Origin of the sequence: Kitasatospora sp. HPM-01-4 (assembly GCF_051374625.1) — a bacterium.
In the GTDB taxonomy this organism is placed as follows: Bacteria; Actinomycetota; Actinomycetes; order Streptomycetales; family Streptomycetaceae; genus Kitasatospora.
The window spans coordinates 5,952,029-5,971,385 of sequence record NZ_JBPQGP010000005.1 but is presented as its reverse complement, the minus strand read 5'-3'; the positions used below and the strand labels follow the sequence as shown (position 1 = coordinate 5,971,385).

The following is a 19,357-nucleotide window of genomic DNA, read 5'->3' as shown; positions in this document are numbered from 1 at the left end:
GGTCATATGGGCGGAGTCCTCAGGGTCGGCAAGGGCGACTGTGATTCGGCGCGGGCGGCGGTCCGAGACTCTCCATTGTCCCCCAGGTGATCCCCCATTCGGCTCTGCGGTCGGCCGTGGCTGGCCCGAGGTCGGTTCATGCCCGAGGTCGGTTCCTGCAAGGGGTCGGTTCATGCAGGGGACCGGTTCAGGTGTCCAGGGCTGGATCGATACCCAGAGTCGGCTCGATGCCTGTGACCAAGCCAAACCGGGCTGATGCCTGTGAGCAGACCCGGCCGGACCGGGCCGAGGCCAAAGCCGGCCGATGCCTATGGCTGAGCCTGGGACGAGGCGGCGGGTGCCGCCGACTTTCCAGGCGTTGGGGCACCGGGAGCTGACTTACCTGGTGCCGACCCGCCCGGCTCCGGGGCTCCAGGTGCCGGCTCGGTGGCCGAGGCGCTGGACGGCGCCAACGCGGAGCCGGAGTCGACCGAGGTCACCGTCACCGGGCCGGACATCGTGGTGATGTCGATCCTGCGGTCTGAGCTGCTGTCCTCCATGTCAGGGTCGACGCTCCAAGAATGGGAGAGTGTGTGCCCGCCCACTCGATAGCGGGTGTTCTTTCCCGGGACAGCGACGACGACCGCACCGGATACGGTGGTGGCCGTCACCGATCCCGGAGGCAGGGCGAAGCCCAGGTCCACCTGCCCGGAGCTGGACGCCGCGTCGACCACCGGGGCTCCGAGTTCCCTGGCCGTGATGTTCCCCGAGGTCGATTTGGCCCACACCGGGCCGCTCACGCCCTCCAGCTGTAGCCGGCCGGAGGTCGTTCTCGCTCTTATCTCGCCGGAGACGCCACATATGAGCGTCCCTCCAGAGCTGTTCTGGGTGTGTACTTCGGTCTCGGTCGGGACCTGGATGTCGAGCGCGACACTGCAGCCGATCACCGGTATGGGGCCTCCGCACGAAACGGCGACTCGTAGGGTGCTCCCGACCACCTGGGTGCTGACGGACGGACGGCTCACCACCCAGCCCAGGTCCTCCTTGACCGTGACCCGGTCGGGTGCGCCTGCCTCGACCAGGACCTGTGCGCTTCCTGAACTCACCTCGACCGTCCTGATGGGATTGCTCGACTGCCAGAAGGTGCGGTGAGCTGTCCGGCGCTGGTGGTTCAACTCGGACCAGGCCGTCACTCCGCCGCCCAACAGCGTGATCACCAACACGATCACACCGATCCGCCGCCACACTCCGCCGCTGACTGTTCGCCCCCAAGCGGTTGCCCCCTCGGCCGGGTCCTGGCGGTCCATGGCTACCCCACTTCCAGAAAGCGGAGCACGGCCAGCACCCTTCGGTGTGACACTTCGGCCGGCGGCAGGTCCAGCTTCATGAAGATGCTGTTGATGTGCTTGGCGACGGCGCTGTCGCTGACCACCAGGGACTCCGCGATGGCCGTGTTGGAACGGCCCTCGGCCATCAGTGCCAGAACATCCCGCTCCCTGGAGGTCAGGCGCTCCAGCGGATCGCGGTGACGCCGGAGCAGCAACTGGGCCACCACCTCCGGATCCAGCGCGGTACCACCCTCCGCCACTCGCTGCAGTGCCTCCACGAAGTCGTCCACATTGGCGACCCGCTCCTTGAGGAGGTAGCCGACCCCGCTGGTGTTCCCGGTGAGCAGGTCCGCGGCGTACCGCTCCTCCACGTACTGGGAGAGCAGGAGCACTGCGGTCTCCGGCCACTGCCGACGGATCATCAGCGCGGCCCGGACTCCCTCGTCGGTGAAGCCCGGCGGCATCCGGACATCTGCGACGACGACTTTCGGCTTGTGCTCCTCCACGGCTATGAGCAGGGCCTCGGCGTCACCGACTGCGGCGGCGACCTCGAATCCGACTGTTTCCAGGACCTTGACCAGGCCCACTCGAAGCAGGACCGAGTCCTCAGCGATCACAGCTCGCACGGCAACTCCACGGTGATGGTGGTCGGACCCCCGACGGGGCTGGTGATGGCCAAGGTGCCGTCCACCGAGGCCGCGCGCTTGCGCAGCCCGATGAGCCCGGTACCTCTGCTCGGGTCGGCGCCGCCGACTCCGTCATCGGTGATGATGATTCGGACCCGGCCGGAGTCCTGTCGCACCGACAGATCGACGCGGGAGGCTCGGGCGTGCTTGGCAACGTTGGCCAAGGCCTCCGAGACGGTGAAATAGGCCACCGCCTCGACCGTCGGTTCGAGCCGGTCGGGGAGGTCCACCGTTAGACGGACCGGAACCGGGGCCCTGGCGGCGACGCCGGAGAGTGCCGCGTCCAGACCCCGATCCTCCAGGACCACGGGATGGAGCCCTCGGACGAGGTCACGCAGCTCCGCGATGGCAGCCTGGGCCTCCTCGTGTGCCTCGATGATGACCTGCATCGCTTCGGATGGTGTGTCCTTGAGCGTGCGTCGGGCCAGGCCCAGATTCATCGCCAATGAGACCAGGCGCTGTTGGGCACCGTCGTGCAAGTCCCGCTCTATCCGGCGGCGTTCGGCATCCGCCGCGTCTACCACGCCGGCTCTGCTCTCGGCGAGATCCTCAACTCGACGCTCCAGGACCTCCGCCCGATTCGGCCCGAGCAGAGCACGGGCCGCTCGCTCGTCGATCCTGGCCAGCCAGGCCACCGCCCAGGGAACCACGAGCAGCAGAGCCAGACCGACGGAGGTGAGCCCGGCCCCGGTCACCGTCCAGCCGGTGGAGAAGCGGAGAGAGCTGTCCCTGGACAGGAGATTGGCCCAACCATAGATCGTGGCCAGCACCAGCCCCACTCCTCCGGTGGCCAGCACCAGCAGGGAACCGATCGCGATAACCGGTGCGGCCAGCAGGTGATACCCGGCCTGCCGCCAGGTGAAGCCGGAGCGCAGGCGCGCCAGCCAGGTGGCGTCCGGACCCACCCTGCTGGGGATCACCAGACCGCGCAGCTCGCGGAAGCGGCCTCGCTGAGTGACGGTCAGCAGATCGAGGCAGAGCACAACGACGGGGAGCAGTTCGCCGAACTTGCTTACGCACAGGGCGAGAACAGGGGGAAGGCCCAGCGGGACTCCGGCTGCGATGAACACCGCATCCCGCCGGGTGGCCGCCGACCACGGGGCGTGCTCGGCGCCCCAGGCGTGAACACGGCGGAGGGCGGAGTTCGACATGCCGCACAGCCTAGGGGCACCAGATCAGGCCGATCCATGAAGTAGGCATCCGAATCAATGCTGTAGCTAGGTACACCCCCAAGACGGATGTGTGCGCTACCGACAGAGTTCTTGTCGATCGCGAATCTTGACGACATGACGAGAACGAACCGCTTGATGAAGGCCTCAGATCCGGTCGAGTCGACCACTGGGCACAACGGGTGCGTGGCGATGGACACCTGGGGCGAGGGTCTCGCCGATGACCGGGACGGCATCACTCACGTCGGCCTGTGGTCGGTCAGGCCGGGCGCCGGCTGGCGGAAGCGGGCCTCCCTGGAGATATACGAGGCCGATGAGTTACTGGATGTGATGGTGGTTTCCGCGCTCGGCGGCCATCAACTCCTGCGCGGGGCCCGACATCGCGTCGGTGCCGACGGTCCGACCGGCTTCGCATGGGGGCGGCTTCCGATCGACGGCTCACTGCCCGAAGTCACCTTCACCAGCGGTGGTCTGCGGGGGCGGAGCAGCCGTCCAGCTCGCGTGGTCCCGCTCTCCGATACCTTCTGGCTGGCCTGGGTGGAGGGAGGCCCCTGCACTTCGGTGCGGGTACGAGTCCCACACGACGACACGCTGGCGGACAGCGTACGAGCCGGGCGAGCCTCATGAGCCTGCACCGGATGCTGATCACCTGCGGAGTGGTGCTGCTGCCGTGGGCAGCGCTGCTGGCCGCCGCCCCCGGAGTCGACGCGGGCTGGCCCGCGCTCGACTGTCTGGAGGCAGCCGCCCTTATCGCCACCGGTGCCCTGCTGCGACGGGGTAGCCCCGGCAGTCGGCCGACGGCAGCAGTCGCCGCGGTCCTGCTGTCGGGCGATGCCTGGTACGACCTCCATACAGCGGTATACGGCTGCCACCTCGTCGACGCCATGGCGATGGCGCTCTGTGCCGAGCTGCCCCTGGCATGGCTCTGTGCCGCGCTGGCCCTGGGCGGTGTGGTTCCCGGTACCAGGCCGGGCCGAACTCCCACACCTTGGAAGGCGGTTCTCGGAATGTCAACTGCTGTTGGCACTACGGGTGGAGCGCCTCTCAGCCGGTCTCCATCCCTCCGGCTGGGGTGCGGCTCAGCGCATGCCCGCAAGTTGCTCCAGACGGCTTCGCGTCTCCTCATCCTGTGGGGTGTAGGTGACCAGGCGGGTACCCAACCGAGGCCCGAGCCACAGGTTGGTGTACTCGAAGCGGACCAGACCGACCTCAGGAAGCAGGAAGCGCTTGAGCCCATTGCTCGGACCGTCCACCTCGTGCCGCTCCCAGACCTTCTCGAACTCGGGGAACGTCCGGCGCAGGCGCTGAAGGAGGTTCTTCCAGACCGGTTCCGAGGAGTGCTCGGCCATCGCCGCCCGGAAGCGGGCCGTCACCGACTCCCGGGCTCCCGCGAGATCCACCAGCACCGAGGCGAATCGGGAATCGGAGAACGCCTGCCACAGCACGTTCCGTTCCTCGAACGGCAGCGCGTCGAGGTCGCCCGCGATCCAGGTGTAGGCGTGGTTGTGGGCCAGGATGTCGTACCGGCTGTTCAGCACCACCGCCGGAAGCGGTTCGAGCTGCTCCATAACCGCCCGTACGGAGGGAGTGATGGTCGGGCAGTCCTGGACGGGGCTCGGATCCTCCGAACCGGCCAGGACGAAGAGATGGGCCCGCTCGCTCTGGTCAAGCTGCAAGGTCCGGGCCACCGAGTCCAGCACCTGGGCCGAGACCTGGATGTCCCTCCCCTGCTCGAGCCATGTGTACCAGGTGACTCCCACCGCGGCGAGCTGTGCGACCTCTTCACGGCGCAGCCCCGGGGTCCGACGGCGCCCGGTCGGTGGCAGACCGACCTGCTCCGGCGAGATTCGCTCCCTCCGGCTGCGCAGGAAGGTCGCCAGTTCGGTTCGACGGCTGTCGGTCGGCGCGGTGATGGTCGTCATAAGGCCAAGGATGCGCCAAATCAGACCCTGTTGCCAGGTACTTCTTATACCTGGATAAACGCTCTCTGGTACCAGGGTGGGAAGAGGCGGATCGTAGTGCCCGTGACCCAGCAACTAGCTATCCCACAGGCCCCATCCGCGATCTCACAGGCACGCCCCGGGGCCCACTTTGCCGCTCCTGTCCTCGGGACGGCCGGTCTTGTAACTGTCCTACTCGGCGCCTTCCTGCCGATGCTCGACTTCTTCATCGTCAACGTCGCACTTCCCACCATCGACCACGACCTGGCCGCCGGACCGGCCGTCCTGGAACTCGTGGCCGCCGGGTACGGCATCGCCTTCGCAGTGCTTCTGGTACTCGGTGGACGGCTTGGTGACTCCTTCGGCCGCCGTCGGCTCTTCATCATCGGCGCAGGAGCCTTCGCCGTCACCTCCCTACTCTGCGGGCTCGCCCCCACTGCCTGGGCGCTGGTCGCCGCCCGGGCCGCCCAAGGCGCCTCGGCCGCACTGCTCCTGCCGCAGGTGCTCGCCACCATCACCGCCGCCAGCAGCGGCCACCAGCGTGCCCGGGCGCTGAGCATCTACGGCGCGGTCGGTGGCGTCTCCGTGGTGATCGGACAGGTTCTCGGCGGGATGCTGGTCTCCGCCGACCTCTTCGGCACCGGCTGGCGGGCCGTGTTCCTGCTGAACGTCCCGTTCGCCCTGCTCACCGCCATCCTCGCGTTCCCATTCGTACCGGAGAGCCGCTCGCCGCACGCAGCCGGGATCGACCTGCCCGGCACCGCTCTGCTGACGGCGGCACTGCTCGCGCTCTTCCTCCCGCTGATGGAGGGTCGGGCAGCCGGCTGGCCGCTCTGGTCCTGGGTACTGCTCGGCGCCTTCCCCTTCCTCGCCGCCGGGTTCCTCTACGTGGAGCGGCGGGCGGAGCAGGCGGGCCAGGTACCGCTGGTGCCGCTCTCTCTGCTGCGGATACCGGAGATGCGCCGGGGTCTCGGGGTCGCGGTGCCGTACTTCACGGGCTTCGGCGGCTTCATGTTCGTAGTGGCCGTCATGCTGCAGCAGGGGCTTCGGCTCGGTCCCGTCGCCGCAGGGTGGGCACTGGTTCCGATGGCGGTCGGCTACTTCTCCGCCTCGCTGAGCGGGCCGCGCCTGATCAGCCGCTTTGGCAGCCGGGTGATCACGGTCGGCGCGGTAGTCCAGGGCTCGGGACTGGCCATCCTGGTCGCCACGGTGCTGCTGGACTGGGCACACTTCTCACCGTGGCGGATGCTGCCGGGCGTGGCACTGGCCGGCATCGGCCAGGGCCTGATCGGGACGCCGCTGTTCCGGGTGGTCCTGTCCAAGGTTCCGGCCGAGCGTGCCGGAGTCGGCAGCGGGGTGCTGGCCACAACGCAGCAGTCCAGCCTCGCGCTCGGGGTGGCCACCCTCGGGACGCTCTTCCTCGCCCTCTCCCCCACGCTCGGCATCGCCCACGCGCTGGCGCTGGTCCTGACCCTGCAACTGACCGGCTCGGTGGTCATCGCCCTGCTGAGCGCCCGACTGCCCCGCACGGTCGTCTGAGCGAGTCGGCCCGGATGAGCGCGGGCATGCTGGTCCAGGCAGACCGGCACGGCGAGCTTGGTACAGGGCGGCGCAGGTAGCCGGGGCGGGCAACGCGGGCGCCCCGGAGCAGCCGGACCCGTAGCAACCGGACCCGGAACACGTGGGCCGGAACATGCGGGCAGGAACGAACGGACCAAGGCAGTCCGAAGCGGCAGCCCGGAACAGCAGCGGCCGGAGCCACAAGCCAGGGCGATCCGAAGTCGGCGGCCCCGAACGAACAAGCCGAAGCAGTCCATGGCGGACGCGCCGGAACAGACGCGTCAGAACGAACACGCCGAGACCGACCGCCCGGAGCACGCACCCCGAGACGGGGCCGGGCAGGGCAGGGGTGGTCCACGCCGACCGGTCCGACGGGGGCACTCCCGTAAAGCCGCAGATGAAGGTGCACAACGAAGGTGCACGGCGAAGGCGGGCAGCAAGGCGGGCGAGAAAATCAGGAGCCGCTCGCCAACCCTTCGTGTCAGGATGACGATATGACGACGCGCCAGCCAAAGTCCCCGACCGACGTCCGTTCCCACGAGGAACTCACCGCACTCGTGGCAGCGGGCGCCCGTCCCAGGTACCTGTTCTTCTGGGGCCACCAGCCCGAGCGGGACGGCCGGGTGGGGCCGGGCTCGCTCAGTCAGTGGTGGCCGGCCAGGTTCACCGTGGACGGGGTGACATACGCGACGGCCGAGCACTGGATGATGGCGAGCAAGGCTCGTCTCTTCGGAGATGATCAGGTGCTGCCGAAAATCCTCGCCGCCCGCACACCCGCCGAGGCGAAGAAGCTCGGGCGGCTAGTCCGGGGCTTCGACGAGAAGCGGTGGGCGGCCGAGCGGTTCGAGCTGGTGATTCAGGGCAATGTGGCCAAGTTCGGCCAGGACGAAGCCCTTCGGGAGTACCTGCTCGGCACCGCCCAGCGAGTTCTGGTGGAGGCAAGCCCACTGGACCGGCTCTGGGGCATCGGCCTCGCCGCCAGCAACGAACGGGCGGCCAAGCCCGCCGAGTGGCGCGGCCTCAACCTGCTCGGCTTCGCCCTCATGGAGGCCCGCACCCGCCTGGCCGCCCCAACCGTCTGACGCTCACCCACCCCTATGCCCGGCCAACGCCCGAGCCGCTGAGCAATGGTCGCCCAGAACCCTGCCCTCAACCGTCGGCCCCCGCGCGGAGCGAACCGCGCGAGGGCCGGGGGTTGAGCAATCGGCGATGGAGCTTGATCAGCAGCCGATCAGACGGGCCGCCAGGTAGGACTTCACCTGGTCGAGGGAGACGCGCTCCTGCGCCATGGTGTCGCGCTCACGGATGGTGACCGCGTTGTCCTCAAGGGTGTCGAAGTCGACAGTGACGCAGAACGGCGTGCCGATCTCGTCCTGGCGGCGGTAGCGCTTGCCGATGGCACCGGCGTCGTCGAACTCGACGTTCCAGGCCGTCCGCAGGTCGGCGGCCAGGCCGCGCGCCTTCGGCGAGAGTTCGGCGTTGCGCGACAGCGGCAGAACGGCGACCTTGACCGGGGCCAGACGCGGGTCGAGCCGCATACCGACGCGCTTCTCCATCTTGCCCTTGGCGTTGGGCGCCTCGTCCTCGAAGTAGGCGTCCAGCAGGAACGCCAGCATGGCGCGGTTCAGACCGGCTGCGGGCTCGATGACGTACGGGAAGTAGCGCTCGCCGGACTCCTGGTCGAAGTACTTCAGGTCCTGACCGGAGTGCTCGCTGTGCACCGAGAGGTCGTAGTCGGTGCGGTTGGCGACGCCCTCCAGCTCGGAGAACTCGCTGCCGCCGAAGTTGAAGCGGTACTCGATGTCCACCGTGCGCTTGGCGTAGTGGGAGAGCTTCTCCTTCGGGTGCTCGAAGAGGCGCATGTTCTCGGTGCGCAGACCCAGGTCCACGTACCAGTTCCAGCGCTGCTCAAGCCAGTACTCGTGCCACTTCTCGTCCTCGCCCGGCTTGACGAAGAACTCCATCTCCATCTGCTCGAACTCGCGGGTGCGGAAGATGAAGTTGCCGGGGGTGATCTCGTTGCGGAAGCTCTTGCCGACCTGGGCGATACCGAACGGCGGCTTCTTGCGCGAAGTGGTCTGCACCGCCTTGAAGTTGGTGAAGATGCCCTGCGCGGTCTCCGGACGCAGGTAGGCCAGGCCGCTCGCGTCCTCGGTGACGCCGAGGTGCGTCTTCAGCATGCCCGAGAACTCCTTGGGCTCCGTGAAGGCGCCCTTGTTGCCGCAGTTCGGGCAGTTGATGTCGGCGAAGCCGTTGGCCGGCGCCTTGCCGTGCTTGTCCTCGTACGCCTCCTCCAGGTGGTCCGCGCGGAACCGCTTGTGGCAGGAGAGGCACTCGGTCAGCGGGTCATGGAAGGTGGCGACGTGGCCGGAGGCCTCCCAGACCTCGCGGGCCAGGATCACCGACGAGTCGAGCCCGACGACATCCTCACGAGCGGTGACCATCGCACGCCACCACTGGCGCTTGATGTTCTCCTTGAACTCGACGCCCAGTGGACCGTAGTCCCAGGCGGCCCGGGTACCGCCGTAGATCTCGCTGCAGGGGTAGACGAAGCCACGGCGCTTGCTCAGGCTGACAATAGTGTCGATCTTGTCGGCGGCCACAGTGCTCTCTTCAGTACGTCGTCAGTTTCGACGGCACGGTCAAGGCGCGGCTGGTTGCGCGCACCCGAATACCTCAGGTTACCGGGCTCGTGGGTAGACGGTTCAAATCGTATTCCGGGTCGACTCCGTTAAGCCCCGCACCGCCGCCCCGACGCGGGCCACTCACCCCGTCGACGCGGCTGCCCACAACGGTCTCTTCGGATTGCGCCAACGGCCCCAAGGTGAGCCAATGCGCTCTCGCCGCACCATAAACGCCCCACGGCAGACGTCTCACCCAACCCGCCCTCGCCCCATGCCCTCGTGCAACCCACCCTCGCCCAACCCGCGGCCCCACAGCTCGCGGCCCACACAGCCCGCAGCCCACACAGCCCGCAGCCCATACGACCTGCAGCCCATACGCCAATCAGGTGAGTTGACAATCATTTCCACATAAGATGACAATGGTTGTCATGATGCTGCGACGCCGCTCCACCACCTCGATAGCCCTGACCGCCACCGCCGCTGTCGGCGCCCTCGTTCTGACCGCCTGCGGCGGTTCAAGCAGCGCCCAGGGCGAGGGCAGCGACGGCAAGCTGAACGTGGTGGCGTCGTTCTATCCGATGGAGTTCCTCGCCGAGCAGATCGGCGGCAGCCATGTGAAGGTCACCGACCTCACCGCTCCCGGAGTCGAGCCGCACGATCTCGAACTCAAGGCCAAGCAGGTCGCCGCCATCCAGAGCGCGGACCTGGTGGTCTACCTCAAGGGCCTCCAGCCCTCCGTCGACAAGGCCGTCGAGCAGGGCTCCGCCAAGCACGTGGTGGACGCCACCGCCGCCTCTCCGCTGGTCGACCACCACCTGGACGAGGGCACCGAGGCCCAGGGCGACCACGACCACAGCGACGCGGCGGGCGACCCGCACATCTGGCTCGACCCGACCCGGTACGCCGCGGTGGCCAAGAGTGTCGGCGCCGAGCTGGCCAAGGCCGACCCGGGCCACGCCACCGACTACCAGAAGAACACCGACGAGCTGGTCACCAAGCTGTCCGCCCTCGACAAGGAGTTCCAGGCCGGACTGAAGGACACCAAGACCAAGACCTTCGTCACCAGCCACGCCGCCTTCGGCTACCTCGCCGATCACTACGGCCTGAACCAGATCGCCATCAACGGCGTGGACCCGGAGGCCGAGCCGACCCCCGCCCGCCTCGCCGCGATCCAGAAGGCGGCCAAGGACAACGGCGTCACCACGATCTTCTTCGAGGCGCTGGTCAGCCCGGACCTGGCCAAGACCGTCGCCAAGGACCTCAACCTGAAGACCGCCGTACTCGACCCGCTCGAGGGCGTGAAGGACCCGTCCGGCAACGACTACTTCTCGATCATGCGCCAGAACCTGGCCAACCTTCGGGCCGCACTCGGCACCACGGGCTGACCCTCCCGAGCTGAGGAGTCATGAACTCACAGGCCACAGACTGACAAGCTACGTACTGACAAGCCGCAAGCTGACGCACCGGGAGCCGGCCGGCCACAGGCCGCACACCCACCGGATGGGACAGGCCCGGTTCAGCCGGCGCGAGTCGAGCAACACCACGAGGACCAAGAGGACATCCCCATGAGCTCTGTCATACCCGACACGGCGCCGACGGACTCCGCCCAGGCGCGGCACCCGCTCCCCGCGGGCGCCGCGCCTGCGGCCGTCTCGCTGCGCGCCGCCGTCGCCTCGCTCGAAGGCCGTCCCGTCCTGCGCGGCATCGACCTCGCGGTGCGGCCCGGCGAGGTGGTCGCACTGCTCGGTGCCAACGGCTCCGGCAAGTCGACCACCGTCAAGGCCGTGATCGGCTCGGTCCCACTGGAGCACGGTGCGCTTGAGCTCTTCGGCACGCCGTACGCCAGGTTCAGGGACTGGCACCGGATCGGGTACGTGCCCCAGCGCACCACCGCGGCGGGCGGGGTGCCGGCGACCGTCCGCGAGGTGGTCTCCACCGGCCGGCTGCCGCAGCACCGGCTGCTGCCGTTCCGCCGCAAGGACCGGGAGGCCGTGGACCGGGCACTGGACGCCGTCGGCATGCTGGACCGCGCCGAGGACGGAGTGGCCAACCTCTCCGGCGGCCAGCACCAGCGGGTGCTGATCGCCCGGGCGCTGGTCGGCACGCCGGACCTGTTGATCATGGACGAGCCGATGGCCGGGGTGGACATGGCCAGCCAGCAGATCCTCGCCGACACCCTGCGCCGGGAGGTCGAGCGCGGTGCCGCCGTCCTGCTCGTGCTGCACGAACTCGGCCCGCTGGAGCCACTGATCGACCGGGCCGTGGTGCTCCGCGACGGCTGCGTCTCGCACGACGGCCCGCCCCCGAAGGAGGTCGGACAGCACGCCCTGCCCGGCCATGACCACGTGCATCCGCACGCGGACGACGACCACTCGAACAACACCCCGGGGCTACTCGCATGATCGACATGCTCAACTACGACTTCATGCAGCGAGCACTGATCGCCGCCGTCCTGGTGGGCATCACCGCTCCCGCCGTCGGCGTCTACCTGGTGCAGCGTCGGCAGGCCCTGATGGGCGACGGCATCGGGCACGTGGCACTGACCGGTGTCGGCCTCGGTTTCCTGTTCCAGACCAGCCCGATCTGGATGGCCGTTCTGGTCTGCGTACTCGGCGCGATCGTGATGGAACTGGTCCGCTCGCGCGGCAGGCAGCGCGGCGACATCGCCCTCGCGATGCTCTTCTACGGCGGTATGGCCTGCGGAAAGCTGCTGGTCAGCATGAGCGCCCAGGCCGGCAGCGGCAGCCTGGAGAGCTACCTCTGGGGCTCCATCCTCACCGTCTCCCCCTCGGACCTGACCACCATCGCGGCGCTCGGCGCCGTGGTGATCGCCATCACCATCGGACTGCGCCGCCAGCTCTTCGCGGTCTGCCAGGACGAGGAGTTCGCACGGGTCACCGGCATTCCGGTGCGCGTCCTCAACCTGCTGCTGGCCGTGACCGCCGCCGTCACCGTGACCGTGGCCATGCGAGTGGTCGGGCTGCTGCTGGTCAGCGCGCTGATGGTGGTCCCGGTGGCCGCGACCCAGCAGCTCACCCGCTCCTTCGCCGCGACCCAGGCGGCCTCCATCGCCCTCGGCATCACCGTCGCGGTGGCGGGCGTGGCCGGCTCGTACCAGGCCGACGTGCCCTCGGGCCCGGCCATCGTGCTGCTGGCCATCGCGATCTTCGCCGTGTTCAGCGCGATCGCCGCACCGCTGGCCCGCCGCCGCCACCGGGCCGCCGCCACCAACCAGGGGCCCGAGGTCTGCAAGGCCGCGATCCCCACCCAGGGGGCCTCCCCCCGCCAGGACACCGACCTCCACACCACGACTGAGAACGGAGGGCAGCAGAGCGACCCGATCGCCAGTACGGGGCTGGCACAATGAGGTGCGAGACGACCCCACCCCCAGGAGGACCCACGGTGACCACCGCAGGCCCGTCGCCGCGCGCCCGATCCACTCGGCAACGAGCCGCCGTCTCGGCGGCCCTGGACGAGATCGAGGACTTCCGCAGTGCTCAGGAGCTGCACGACATCCTCAAGCACCGGGGCGACTCGGTCGGGCTGACCACGGTGTACCGCACCCTGCAGTCGCTGGCCGACGCCGGTGAGGTGGACGTGCTGCGCACCGCGGACGGCGAGGCGGTCTACCGCCGGTGCAGCAGCGGGCACCACCACCACCTGGTCTGCCGCGACTGCGGCGCCACCGTGGAGGTCGAGGGCCCCGCGGTCGAGCGCTGGGCCAACACCGTGGCCGCCGAGCACGGTTACACCGACATCGCCCACACGCTGGAGATCTTCGGACTCTGCGGGGACTGCGCCGCCAAGAGGAGCTGACCGCCGTACGAGCCGACTGCCGTACGAGCCGGCCGGCTGCACGAACCGGCCAACTGTACGAAGGCATACGCGAAGGGGCCCGGGAGCAACCGCTCCCGGGCCCCTTCGCCGTAGCGTCAGCGCTGCTCCGGCACCTCGCCGGCCACCTCGTTCGGGATGGCGCCGCCGAAGCGTCGGTCGCGCATCGCGAACTGCTCGCAGGCGCGCCACAGATCACGCCGGTCGAAGTCCGGCCAGAGCACGTCCTGGAACACGAACTCGGCGTAAGCACTCTGCCAGAGCAGGAAGTTGGAGGTGCGCTGCTCACCGCTGGGGCGCAGCAGCAGGTCCACGTCCGGCATGTCGGGGTGGTAGAGGTACTTGGCGACGGTCTTCTCGGTGATCTTCGCCGGGTCCAGCTTGCCGGCCGCGACATCCCGCCCCATGGCCGCGGCGGCGTCCGCGATCTCGGCCCGGCCACCGTAGTTGACGCACATATAGAGGGTCACGGCGTCGTTGTGCTTGGTCTGCTCCTGGGCGACCTGGAGCTCCTGGACGACGCTCTTCCAGAGCCGGGGCATCCGGCCGGCCCAGCGGATCCGGACGCCCATGGAGTCGAGTTCGTCGCGGCGGCGGCGGATGACGTCCCGGTTGAAGTTCATCAGGAACTTCACCTCTTCCGGGGAACGCTTCCAGTTCTCGGTGGAGAAGGCGTACAGGGACACGTTCTTCACACCGAGCTCGATCGCGCCCTTGAGCACGTCGAGGACGACCGCCTCGCCGACCTTGTGGCCCTCGGTGCGCGGCAGCCCACGCTCCTTGGCCCAGCGGCCGTTGCCGTCCATCACGATCGCGACGTGATCGGGAACGAGCTCACCGGGGATCTTCGGTGGCTTCGCGCCACTCGGGTGCGGGGGCGGGGTCACGTACTCGCGCTGCTTACCGCCGAAGAGCCGTCGCGCTGCCATGCTGCTCACTTCTCCACGTATCTCATCGAGCGGATACCCCGCTCCAGGTGCCACTGCAGATAGGCGGCCACCAGCCCGCTGCCCTCCCGCCAGTACCGAGGCTCGCAGTTGTCCGCAGTCTGCCAGTCCCCTGACAGCAGCGCGCCGAGCAGTACCAGTGTCTCAGGGGAGGGTACGGCACTTCCAGGCACCCGGCAGTCAGCGCAGAGCACTCCGCCCGCCTGGAGCGAGAAGAAACGATTGGGGCCGGGCAGCCCGCACTTGGCGCAGTCCGTGAAACTCGCGCCGTATCCGTTGACCGCGAGCGACCTCAGCAGGAAGGCGTCCAGCACCAGATGGGACTCGTGCAGTCCGGCGGCCAGCGTGCGCAGCCCGCCGACCAGCAACAGGTACTGCTGGACGGCGGGTTCGCCCTCGTTCTCGGCGAATCGTTCCGCCGTCTCCAGCATGGCCGTGCCCGCGGTGTAGCGGCTGTAGTCGGTGACGATCGAGCCGCCGTAGGGGGCGATGGTCTCCACCTGGGTGCAGAGTGGCAGCCCACGGCCGACCAGGTCGGCGCCCCGGCTGAAGAACTGCACGTCGACGTGGGAGAAGGGCTCGAGCCGGGCACCGAACTTGGACTTGGTCTTGCGGACGCCCCGGGCCACCGCGCGCACCTTGCCGTGCTGGCGGGTGAGCAGGGTGATGATGCGGTCCGCCTCGCCCAGCTTCTGGGTGCGCAGGACCACGCCGTCGTCGCGGAACAGACTCATCGGCGCGCCCCGGCGCGGGAGTCGAACAGTGTGGCCATCCGACCATTCTCGCGCACTCCACGGCTCCCGCGGAGGCACGGCCCCTGCCGTGCGGGCGGCCGACGGGCACCCGGAGGACGCCCGGAAGAGGCCCGGACGGAACCTAGTGCGGCGCGCCCGCCGCGGCCCGCAGCAGTTCGCCGACCCGGTCCTCGCCGAGCTTGAGGCAGCGGCCGACGGCGGCCAGCGCGGCGCGCTCCTGCGGCAGGTAGCGCCCGTCCGCCAGCGCGATCGAGGCGCCCTGCAGGACCAGGCGCTCGCGGCCCTGCTGGGCGAGGTGCGGCGCCAACGGCTCCAGTGCGGCGTGCAGTTCGATGGTGAGGCCGCTGCCCTGGACCTCCAGGTCGAGCGCCCCCTCGCCGCCTACCCCGGTGAGCGCGGCCAGCGCGGCCAGGACCTGGGCCTCGCCGCAGTCCTCGAAGCCGGCCTCCCGGATGGTGGTGCAGGCGGCCTCCCGGGCGGCCCGCCCGCCGGTACCGCCGGCGGCGAGGACGGCCAGAGCCACCGTGTACTGGGCGTCGCGGAGCATCGAGGCGAGCCGGACGCAGGTGACCTGCTCCAGGGTCTCGACGCCGTAGCGGCCGTGGCAGCTGGTGCACTGGACGCTGCCGACGACGGGGCCGACCGGCAGCAGCGGGGTGCCGAGCAGTCGCAGCCACCGCCGCCCGTGCTGCCGGCGGTAGTTGCGGTCCCCACCACAGCCTGGGCAGAAGAAATCACCGAGAACGTCCGTCCGCCAGCGAGGGCGAACACCCCACAACCCTGTCACGGCGCCACTCCCCAGACATGGCAGGCGGCCTGCGCATCGATGGGCAGGTCACGCGACCGGACGCCGGGTGCCGTCCCACCGACCTCGGTTCCGGTGGGTAGATGCTGCCATGGTTACCGGGATGTGTCAGCACCCCGAACGGGTAAAAATGTGGCGTGGAACACATGGCAAGGCGGGGTCACCTTTTTCGGTGACCCCGCCCGGATTCCGCCGCCTTCGTACGAGTCCCTGTGCGGACTAGCCGCGCTGGGCCCGGTTGACGGCGCTGATCACTGCCTTCAGCGAGGCCAGCACGGTGTTGCCGTCGATGCCGACGCCCCACAGCACCTTGCCGTCCACCGCGCACTCGACGTACGCGGCGGCCTGGGCGTCGCCGCCCTCGCTCAGCGCGTGCTCGGCGTAGTCCAGCACCCGTACGTCCACGCCGATTCCGGCCAGCGCGTTGACGAAGGCGGAGACCGGGCCGTTGCCGGTGCCGGCCAGGGTGGTCGGCCGCCCGTCCACCACGGCTTCGGCGGACAGCGCGTCGCGGCCGTCCTCGGTGGTCAGGCTGCGCGAACCGCTCAGCGCGATCCGGCCCCACGCGTTGGCCGGGGTGGGCAGGTACTCGTCCTGGAAGACCGCCCAGATGTCGGCCGGGGTGACCTCGCCGCCCTCGGCGTCGGTCTTGGCCTGGATGATCTTCGAGAACTCGATCTGCATCCGGCGCGGCAGGTCCAGCTTGTGGTCGTTCTTCAGGACGTACGCGATACCGCCCTTGCCCGACTGGCTGTTGACCCGGATGACCTCCTGGTAGGAGCGACCGACGTCCTTCGGGTCGATCGGCAGGTACGGGACGCCCCAGGTGTACTCGCCCACCGGGACACCGGCCGCCTTGGCATCGGCCTCCAGGGCGTCGAAGCCCTTCTTGATGGCGTCCTGGTGCGAGCCGGAGAAGGAGGTGTAGACCAGGTCACCGGCGTAGGGGTGGCGCTCCGGTACGGCCATCTGGTTGCAGTACTCGTAGGTGCGGCGGATCTCGTCGATGTCCGAGAAGTCGATCATCGGGTCGACGCCCTGCGAGAACAGGTTCATCCCGACGTTGACCAGGTCCAGGTTCCCGGTCCGCTCACCCTGGCCGAACAGGCAGCCCTCGACCCGGTCGGCACCGGCCATGACGGCCAGTTCGGCCGAGGCGACCCCGGTGCCGCGGTCGTTGTGCGGGTGCGCGGACAGGCAGACGAACTCGCGCCGGGACAGGTTGCGCGACATCCACTCGATCTTGTCGGCGTAGACGTTCGGAGTGGAACGCTCCACCGTGGTCGGCAGGTTGAGGATGATCTCGCGTCCCTCGCCCGGCTGCCAGACGTCCATCACCGCCTCGCAGACCTCCAGGGCGAAGTCCAGTTCGGTGTCGATGAAGATCTCCGGCGAGTACTCGTAACCGAAGACGGTCTGCTCGCCCAGCAGCTTCTCGGCATACCCCATCACCAGCCTGGTGCCGTCCACCGCGATGCCCTTGATGTCCTCCCGGCTGCCCTTGAAGACCACCCGGCGGAACAGCGGCGACGTCGCGTTGTACAGGTGGACGGTGGCGCGCGGAGCCCCGACCAGGGACTCCACGGTGCGCTCGATCAGGTCCTCGCGGGCCTGGGTCAGCACCGAGATGGTGACGTCCTCGGGGATCGCCCGCTCCTCGATCAGCGAGCGGACGAAGTCGTAGTCGGTGGCTCCCGAGGACGGGAAGCCGACCTCGATCTCCTTGTAGCCCATCCGCACCAGCAGGTCGAACATCTTGCGCTTGCGAGCCGGCGACATCGGGTCGATCAGCGCCTGGTTGCCGTCCCGCAGGTCGGTGGAGAGCCAGCGCGGGGCCTTGGTGATGACCTGGCTCGGCCAGGTGCGGTCCGGCAGGTCCACGGTGCCGAACGGCACATAGCGGTGGAACGGCATCCCGGAAGGCTTCTGCGGCGCGGTGGCGGCGGTGATCGGGGTGGGGCGGTCGTTGAACACGCGAGCGATGGCGGACTGCTCGGTCATGGAGGAGAGTCTCAGCTTCCCTGATCGATTGCGGGCTGGCCGGGGACAGTGAACACCCGGTCGGGCCGACTGGTGCGCCGCATCGACGTTGATCGGGCGCAACACAACTTCCCCGCGGCAAGGGAGCCGGCCTTCGTGGACTACAGGCCCTCGCCGCGGCAGCTAAGAAGAAGCAGCCCGAAACGCATGATGGGTCCGAGAGTAGCCCAGGTCACCGGCGCGAGGCAGTGAACTCCGCCACCATTCCACTCCTTGAGACGGACTACCCGCCACCCAGGATCGTGACAACGAGTCATCGATGCCTCACTCTTGGCAACATGACTCCAGTAGCCCACTACTGCACGATCATCCCGCCGTACGTCCTCGACCGACTCGCAGAGCAGGGCCACGAACCCGCGCAGCGCTCGCTGGCACTGGACCTCGCCCACCGCACCGCCCGGCTCCAGGCGGTCGCTCCCCCGGCCCCGGCCCACCACCTCACCCGCACCATCGGCGACGCCGGCCATGCCGAGCAGGCGCCCGGGAGGGCGGTCCGCCGGGAAGGCCAGGCGGCGGTCGCGGACGGCTCGGTCAACCGCGCCTACGACGGCCTGGGCTCCACCTTCACGCTCTACGAGACCGTGTACTCCAGGAACTCCATCGACGGCGACTGGCTGCCGCTGGACGCCACGGTCCACTACGGGCAGGACTACGACAACGCCTTCTGGGACGGCTCCGAGATGGTCTTCGGGGACGGCGACAACGTCATCTTCACCGACTTCACCGCAGCCGTGGACGTGATCGGCCACGAACTCACCCACGGCGTCACCCAGTACACCGCCGGGCTCGACTACCAGGACCAGCCCGGCGCGCTCAACGAGTCCGTCTCGGACGTGTTCGGCTCGCTGGTCAAGCAGTACGCCCTGGGGCAGAGCGCCGCCCAGGCCGACTGGCTGATCGGCTCCGGACTGCTCGCCCCGGGCATCCAGGGGGTCGCACTGCGCTCACTGAAGGCCCCCGGCACCGCCTACGACGACCCGCAGCTCGGCAAGGACCCACAGCCCGCCCACCTGAACGACTACGTCGACACCCCCGAGGACCAGGGCGGGGTGCACATCAACTCCGGCATCCCCAACCACGCCTTCTACCTGCTGGCGACCGCACTCGGCGGCCACGCCTGGGAGCGGGCCGGGCAGATCTGGTACGACACCCTCACCGGCGGGCGACTCACCCATGACGCCGACTTCGCCGCCTTCGCCAAGGCCACCGTGGCCGCTGCCGCCGCCCGCTACCAGGACCGGTCGGTGGCGGACGCCGTGACCGCCGCCTGGTCCCAGGTAGGGATCAGCACCACCTGAGCCGCCCGGTCCGCCGATCCGCGGGACGTCGGCCTGGGCGAAAGTCCGGCGCGTCCCACCGGTGCGTAGCAGACTTACCACCATGCGTATCCAGGTGACCAGGACCGGCGGCCTGGCAGGCCGAACCCAGCGCGCGGAGTTGGACACCGCCGACCGACCCGACTCTCCGCATGTGCACGCCCTCGCCCGGGAAGCCGTGGCGGGCGGCCTGCGCAGCCCGTCCTGCGGCGTACCGGACGGCTTCCACTACGAGATCACGGTGGACGGCCGGACCGTCTACTGCGCGGACCCCAAACTGACCGACGCCCAGCACGAACTGGTCTCACTGGTCCTCCGCGAGGGCGCGCCGCAAGCGGGCCCCGCCAAGTGAACCAAGAGGCCCGGCCCGCCGG

Annotated in this window: 18 protein-coding genes; 9 read left to right on the top strand and 9 right to left on the bottom strand. The window is 69.2% G+C overall.

Annotation, left to right across the window (positions count from 1 at the left end; translation table 11 throughout):
• Positions 1-308 precede the first annotated feature (308 nt).
• The 3 genes from ACSMTC_RS25900 to ACSMTC_RS25890 form a co-directional block, all read right to left on the bottom strand.
• Positions 309-1,196 carry a DUF4097 family beta strand repeat-containing protein gene (locus ACSMTC_RS25900; protein WP_436562104.1) on the bottom strand — a complete coding sequence of 296 codons (888 nt, stop codon included), beginning with the start codon at positions 1,194-1,196 and terminating at the stop codon, positions 309-311.
• Between the two features lie 92 nt (positions 1,197-1,288).
• On the bottom strand, positions 1,289-1,933 hold the full coding sequence (locus tag ACSMTC_RS25895) for a response regulator (RefSeq protein WP_436562103.1): 645 nt from the start codon (positions 1,931-1,933) through the stop codon (positions 1,289-1,291).
• Positions 1,921-3,144, bottom strand: coding sequence for a sensor histidine kinase (locus ACSMTC_RS25890; protein WP_436562102.1), 1,224 nt, complete (start codon positions 3,142-3,144; stop codon positions 1,921-1,923). The genes ACSMTC_RS25895 and ACSMTC_RS25890 overlap by 13 nt, the downstream gene beginning before the upstream one ends.
• Positions 3,145-3,255: 111 nt before the next feature.
• On the opposite strand from ACSMTC_RS25890, the gene ACSMTC_RS25885 reads away from it, so the two are divergent.
• Positions 3,256-3,789 (top strand): hypothetical protein, encoded by a 534-nt coding sequence (locus ACSMTC_RS25885; RefSeq protein ID WP_436562101.1) that lies wholly within the window; start codon positions 3,256-3,258, stop codon positions 3,787-3,789.
• A 452-nt stretch (positions 3,790-4,241) separates the two neighbouring features.
• On the opposite strand, the gene ACSMTC_RS25880 is transcribed toward ACSMTC_RS25885, so the two are convergent.
• The gene (locus ACSMTC_RS25880; RefSeq protein ID WP_436562100.1) at positions 4,242-5,084 is read right to left on the bottom strand and encodes a helix-turn-helix transcriptional regulator; all 843 of its coding nucleotides are present in this window, start codon (positions 5,082-5,084) and stop codon (positions 4,242-4,244) included.
• Positions 5,085-5,186: 102 nt separating this feature from the next.
• Between ACSMTC_RS25880 and ACSMTC_RS25875 the strand changes: the two genes are divergently transcribed.
• Together ACSMTC_RS25875 and ACSMTC_RS25870 are read left to right on the top strand one after the other, a co-directional pair.
• Entirely contained in the window at positions 5,187-6,641 is a 1,455-nt protein-coding gene (locus tag ACSMTC_RS25875; RefSeq protein ID WP_436562099.1) for an MFS transporter, read from the top strand.
• A 515-nt stretch (positions 6,642-7,156) separates the two neighbouring features.
• Complete coding sequence (locus tag ACSMTC_RS25870) at positions 7,157-7,744, top strand: NADAR family protein (RefSeq protein WP_436562098.1); 588 nt, start codon at positions 7,157-7,159, stop codon at positions 7,742-7,744.
• Positions 7,745-7,882: 138 nt separating this feature from the next.
• Here the strand turns inward: ACSMTC_RS25870 and ACSMTC_RS25865 are convergent, their stop codons facing one another.
• Complete coding sequence (locus ACSMTC_RS25865) at positions 7,883-9,265, bottom strand: glycine--tRNA ligase (protein ID WP_436562097.1); 1,383 nt, start codon at positions 9,263-9,265, stop codon at positions 7,883-7,885.
• 452 nt (positions 9,266-9,717) lie between these two features.
• Here ACSMTC_RS25865 and ACSMTC_RS25860 point away from each other — a divergent pair, with 452 nt between their 5' ends.
• The 4 genes from ACSMTC_RS25860 to ACSMTC_RS25845 all read left to right on the top strand — a co-directional run bounded on the left by ACSMTC_RS25860 (position 9,718) and on the right by ACSMTC_RS25845 (position 13,102).
• A complete protein-coding gene (locus ACSMTC_RS25860) occupies positions 9,718-10,671 on the top strand; it encodes a metal ABC transporter substrate-binding protein (protein ID WP_436564810.1) in 954 nt (317 codons plus the stop codon).
• A 180-nt stretch (positions 10,672-10,851) separates the two neighbouring features.
• Positions 10,852-11,688 (top strand): metal ABC transporter ATP-binding protein, encoded by an 837-nt coding sequence (locus ACSMTC_RS25855; protein ID WP_436562096.1) that lies wholly within the window; start codon positions 10,852-10,854, stop codon positions 11,686-11,688.
• Positions 11,688-12,653: a metal ABC transporter permease gene (locus ACSMTC_RS25850; RefSeq protein WP_436564809.1), complete on the top strand. Its 966-nt coding sequence runs from the start codon at positions 11,688-11,690 to the stop codon at positions 12,651-12,653. Before ACSMTC_RS25855 ends, ACSMTC_RS25850 begins: the two co-directional genes overlap by 1 nt.
• 35 nt (positions 12,654-12,688) lie before the next feature.
• The gene (locus ACSMTC_RS25845; RefSeq protein ID WP_436562095.1) at positions 12,689-13,102 is read left to right on the top strand and encodes a Fur family transcriptional regulator; all 414 of its coding nucleotides are present in this window, start codon (positions 12,689-12,691) and stop codon (positions 13,100-13,102) included.
• Between the two features lie 116 nt (positions 13,103-13,218).
• Here the strand turns inward: ACSMTC_RS25845 and ACSMTC_RS25840 are convergent, their stop codons facing one another.
• From ACSMTC_RS25840 to leuA, 4 genes are all read right to left on the bottom strand, one after another.
• The gene (locus ACSMTC_RS25840) at positions 13,219-14,049 is read right to left on the bottom strand and encodes an isoprenyl transferase (RefSeq protein ID WP_436562094.1); all 831 of its coding nucleotides are present in this window, start codon (positions 14,047-14,049) and stop codon (positions 13,219-13,221) included.
• A 5-nt stretch (positions 14,050-14,054) separates the two neighbouring features.
• Positions 14,055-14,801 carry a DNA repair protein RecO gene (recO, locus tag ACSMTC_RS25835; RefSeq protein WP_436562093.1) on the bottom strand — a complete coding sequence of 249 codons (747 nt, stop codon included), beginning with the start codon at positions 14,799-14,801 and terminating at the stop codon, positions 14,055-14,057.
• A 142-nt stretch (positions 14,802-14,943) separates the two neighbouring features.
• Positions 14,944-15,609 (bottom strand): TerB family tellurite resistance protein, encoded by a 666-nt coding sequence (locus tag ACSMTC_RS25830; protein ID WP_436562092.1) that lies wholly within the window; start codon positions 15,607-15,609, stop codon positions 14,944-14,946.
• 237 nt (positions 15,610-15,846) lie between these two features.
• Complete coding sequence (gene leuA / locus ACSMTC_RS25825; protein ID WP_436562091.1) at positions 15,847-17,628, bottom strand: 2-isopropylmalate synthase; 1,782 nt, start codon at positions 17,626-17,628, stop codon at positions 15,847-15,849.
• 317 nt (positions 17,629-17,945) lie between these two features.
• Between leuA and ACSMTC_RS25820 the strand changes: the two genes are divergently transcribed.
• A complete protein-coding gene (locus ACSMTC_RS25820) occupies positions 17,946-18,965 on the top strand; it encodes a M4 family metallopeptidase (RefSeq protein ID WP_436562090.1) in 1,020 nt (339 codons plus the stop codon).
• Positions 18,966-19,047: 82 nt separating this feature from the next.
• On the top strand, positions 19,048-19,335 hold the full coding sequence (locus tag ACSMTC_RS25815) for a protealysin inhibitor emfourin (RefSeq protein ID WP_436562089.1): 288 nt from the start codon (positions 19,048-19,050) through the stop codon (positions 19,333-19,335).
• The last annotated feature ends 22 nt before the right edge of the window (positions 19,336-19,357 follow it).

Bases quoted from the DNA above. Each gene is read 5' to 3' on its own strand.
- ACSMTC_RS25890 (WP_436562102.1), bottom strand. From the start codon at position 3,144: ATGTCGAACTCCGCCCTCCGCCGTGTTCACGCCTGGGGCGCCGAGCAC.
- ACSMTC_RS25880 (WP_436562100.1), bottom strand. From the start codon at position 5,084: ATGACGACCATCACCGCGCCGACCGACAGCCGTCGAACCGAACTGGCG.
- ACSMTC_RS25870 (WP_436562098.1), top strand. From the start codon at position 7,157: ATGACGACGCGCCAGCCAAAGTCCCCGACCGACGTCCGTTCCCACGAG.
- ACSMTC_RS25860 (WP_436564810.1), top strand. From the start codon at position 9,718: ATGCTGCGACGCCGCTCCACCACCTCGATAGCCCTGACCGCCACCGCC.
- ACSMTC_RS25855 (WP_436562096.1), top strand. From the start codon at position 10,852: ATGAGCTCTGTCATACCCGACACGGCGCCGACGGACTCCGCCCAGGCG.
- ACSMTC_RS25840 (WP_436562094.1), bottom strand. From the start codon at position 14,049: ATGGCAGCGCGACGGCTCTTCGGCGGTAAGCAGCGCGAGTACGTGACC.
- recO (WP_436562093.1), bottom strand. From the start codon at position 14,801: ATGAGTCTGTTCCGCGACGACGGCGTGGTCCTGCGCACCCAGAAGCTG.
- leuA (WP_436562091.1), bottom strand. From the start codon at position 17,628: ATGACCGAGCAGTCCGCCATCGCTCGCGTGTTCAACGACCGCCCCACC.
- ACSMTC_RS25820 (WP_436562090.1), top strand. From the start codon at position 17,946: ATGACTCCAGTAGCCCACTACTGCACGATCATCCCGCCGTACGTCCTC.
- ACSMTC_RS25815 (WP_436562089.1), top strand. From the start codon at position 19,048: ATGCGTATCCAGGTGACCAGGACCGGCGGCCTGGCAGGCCGAACCCAG.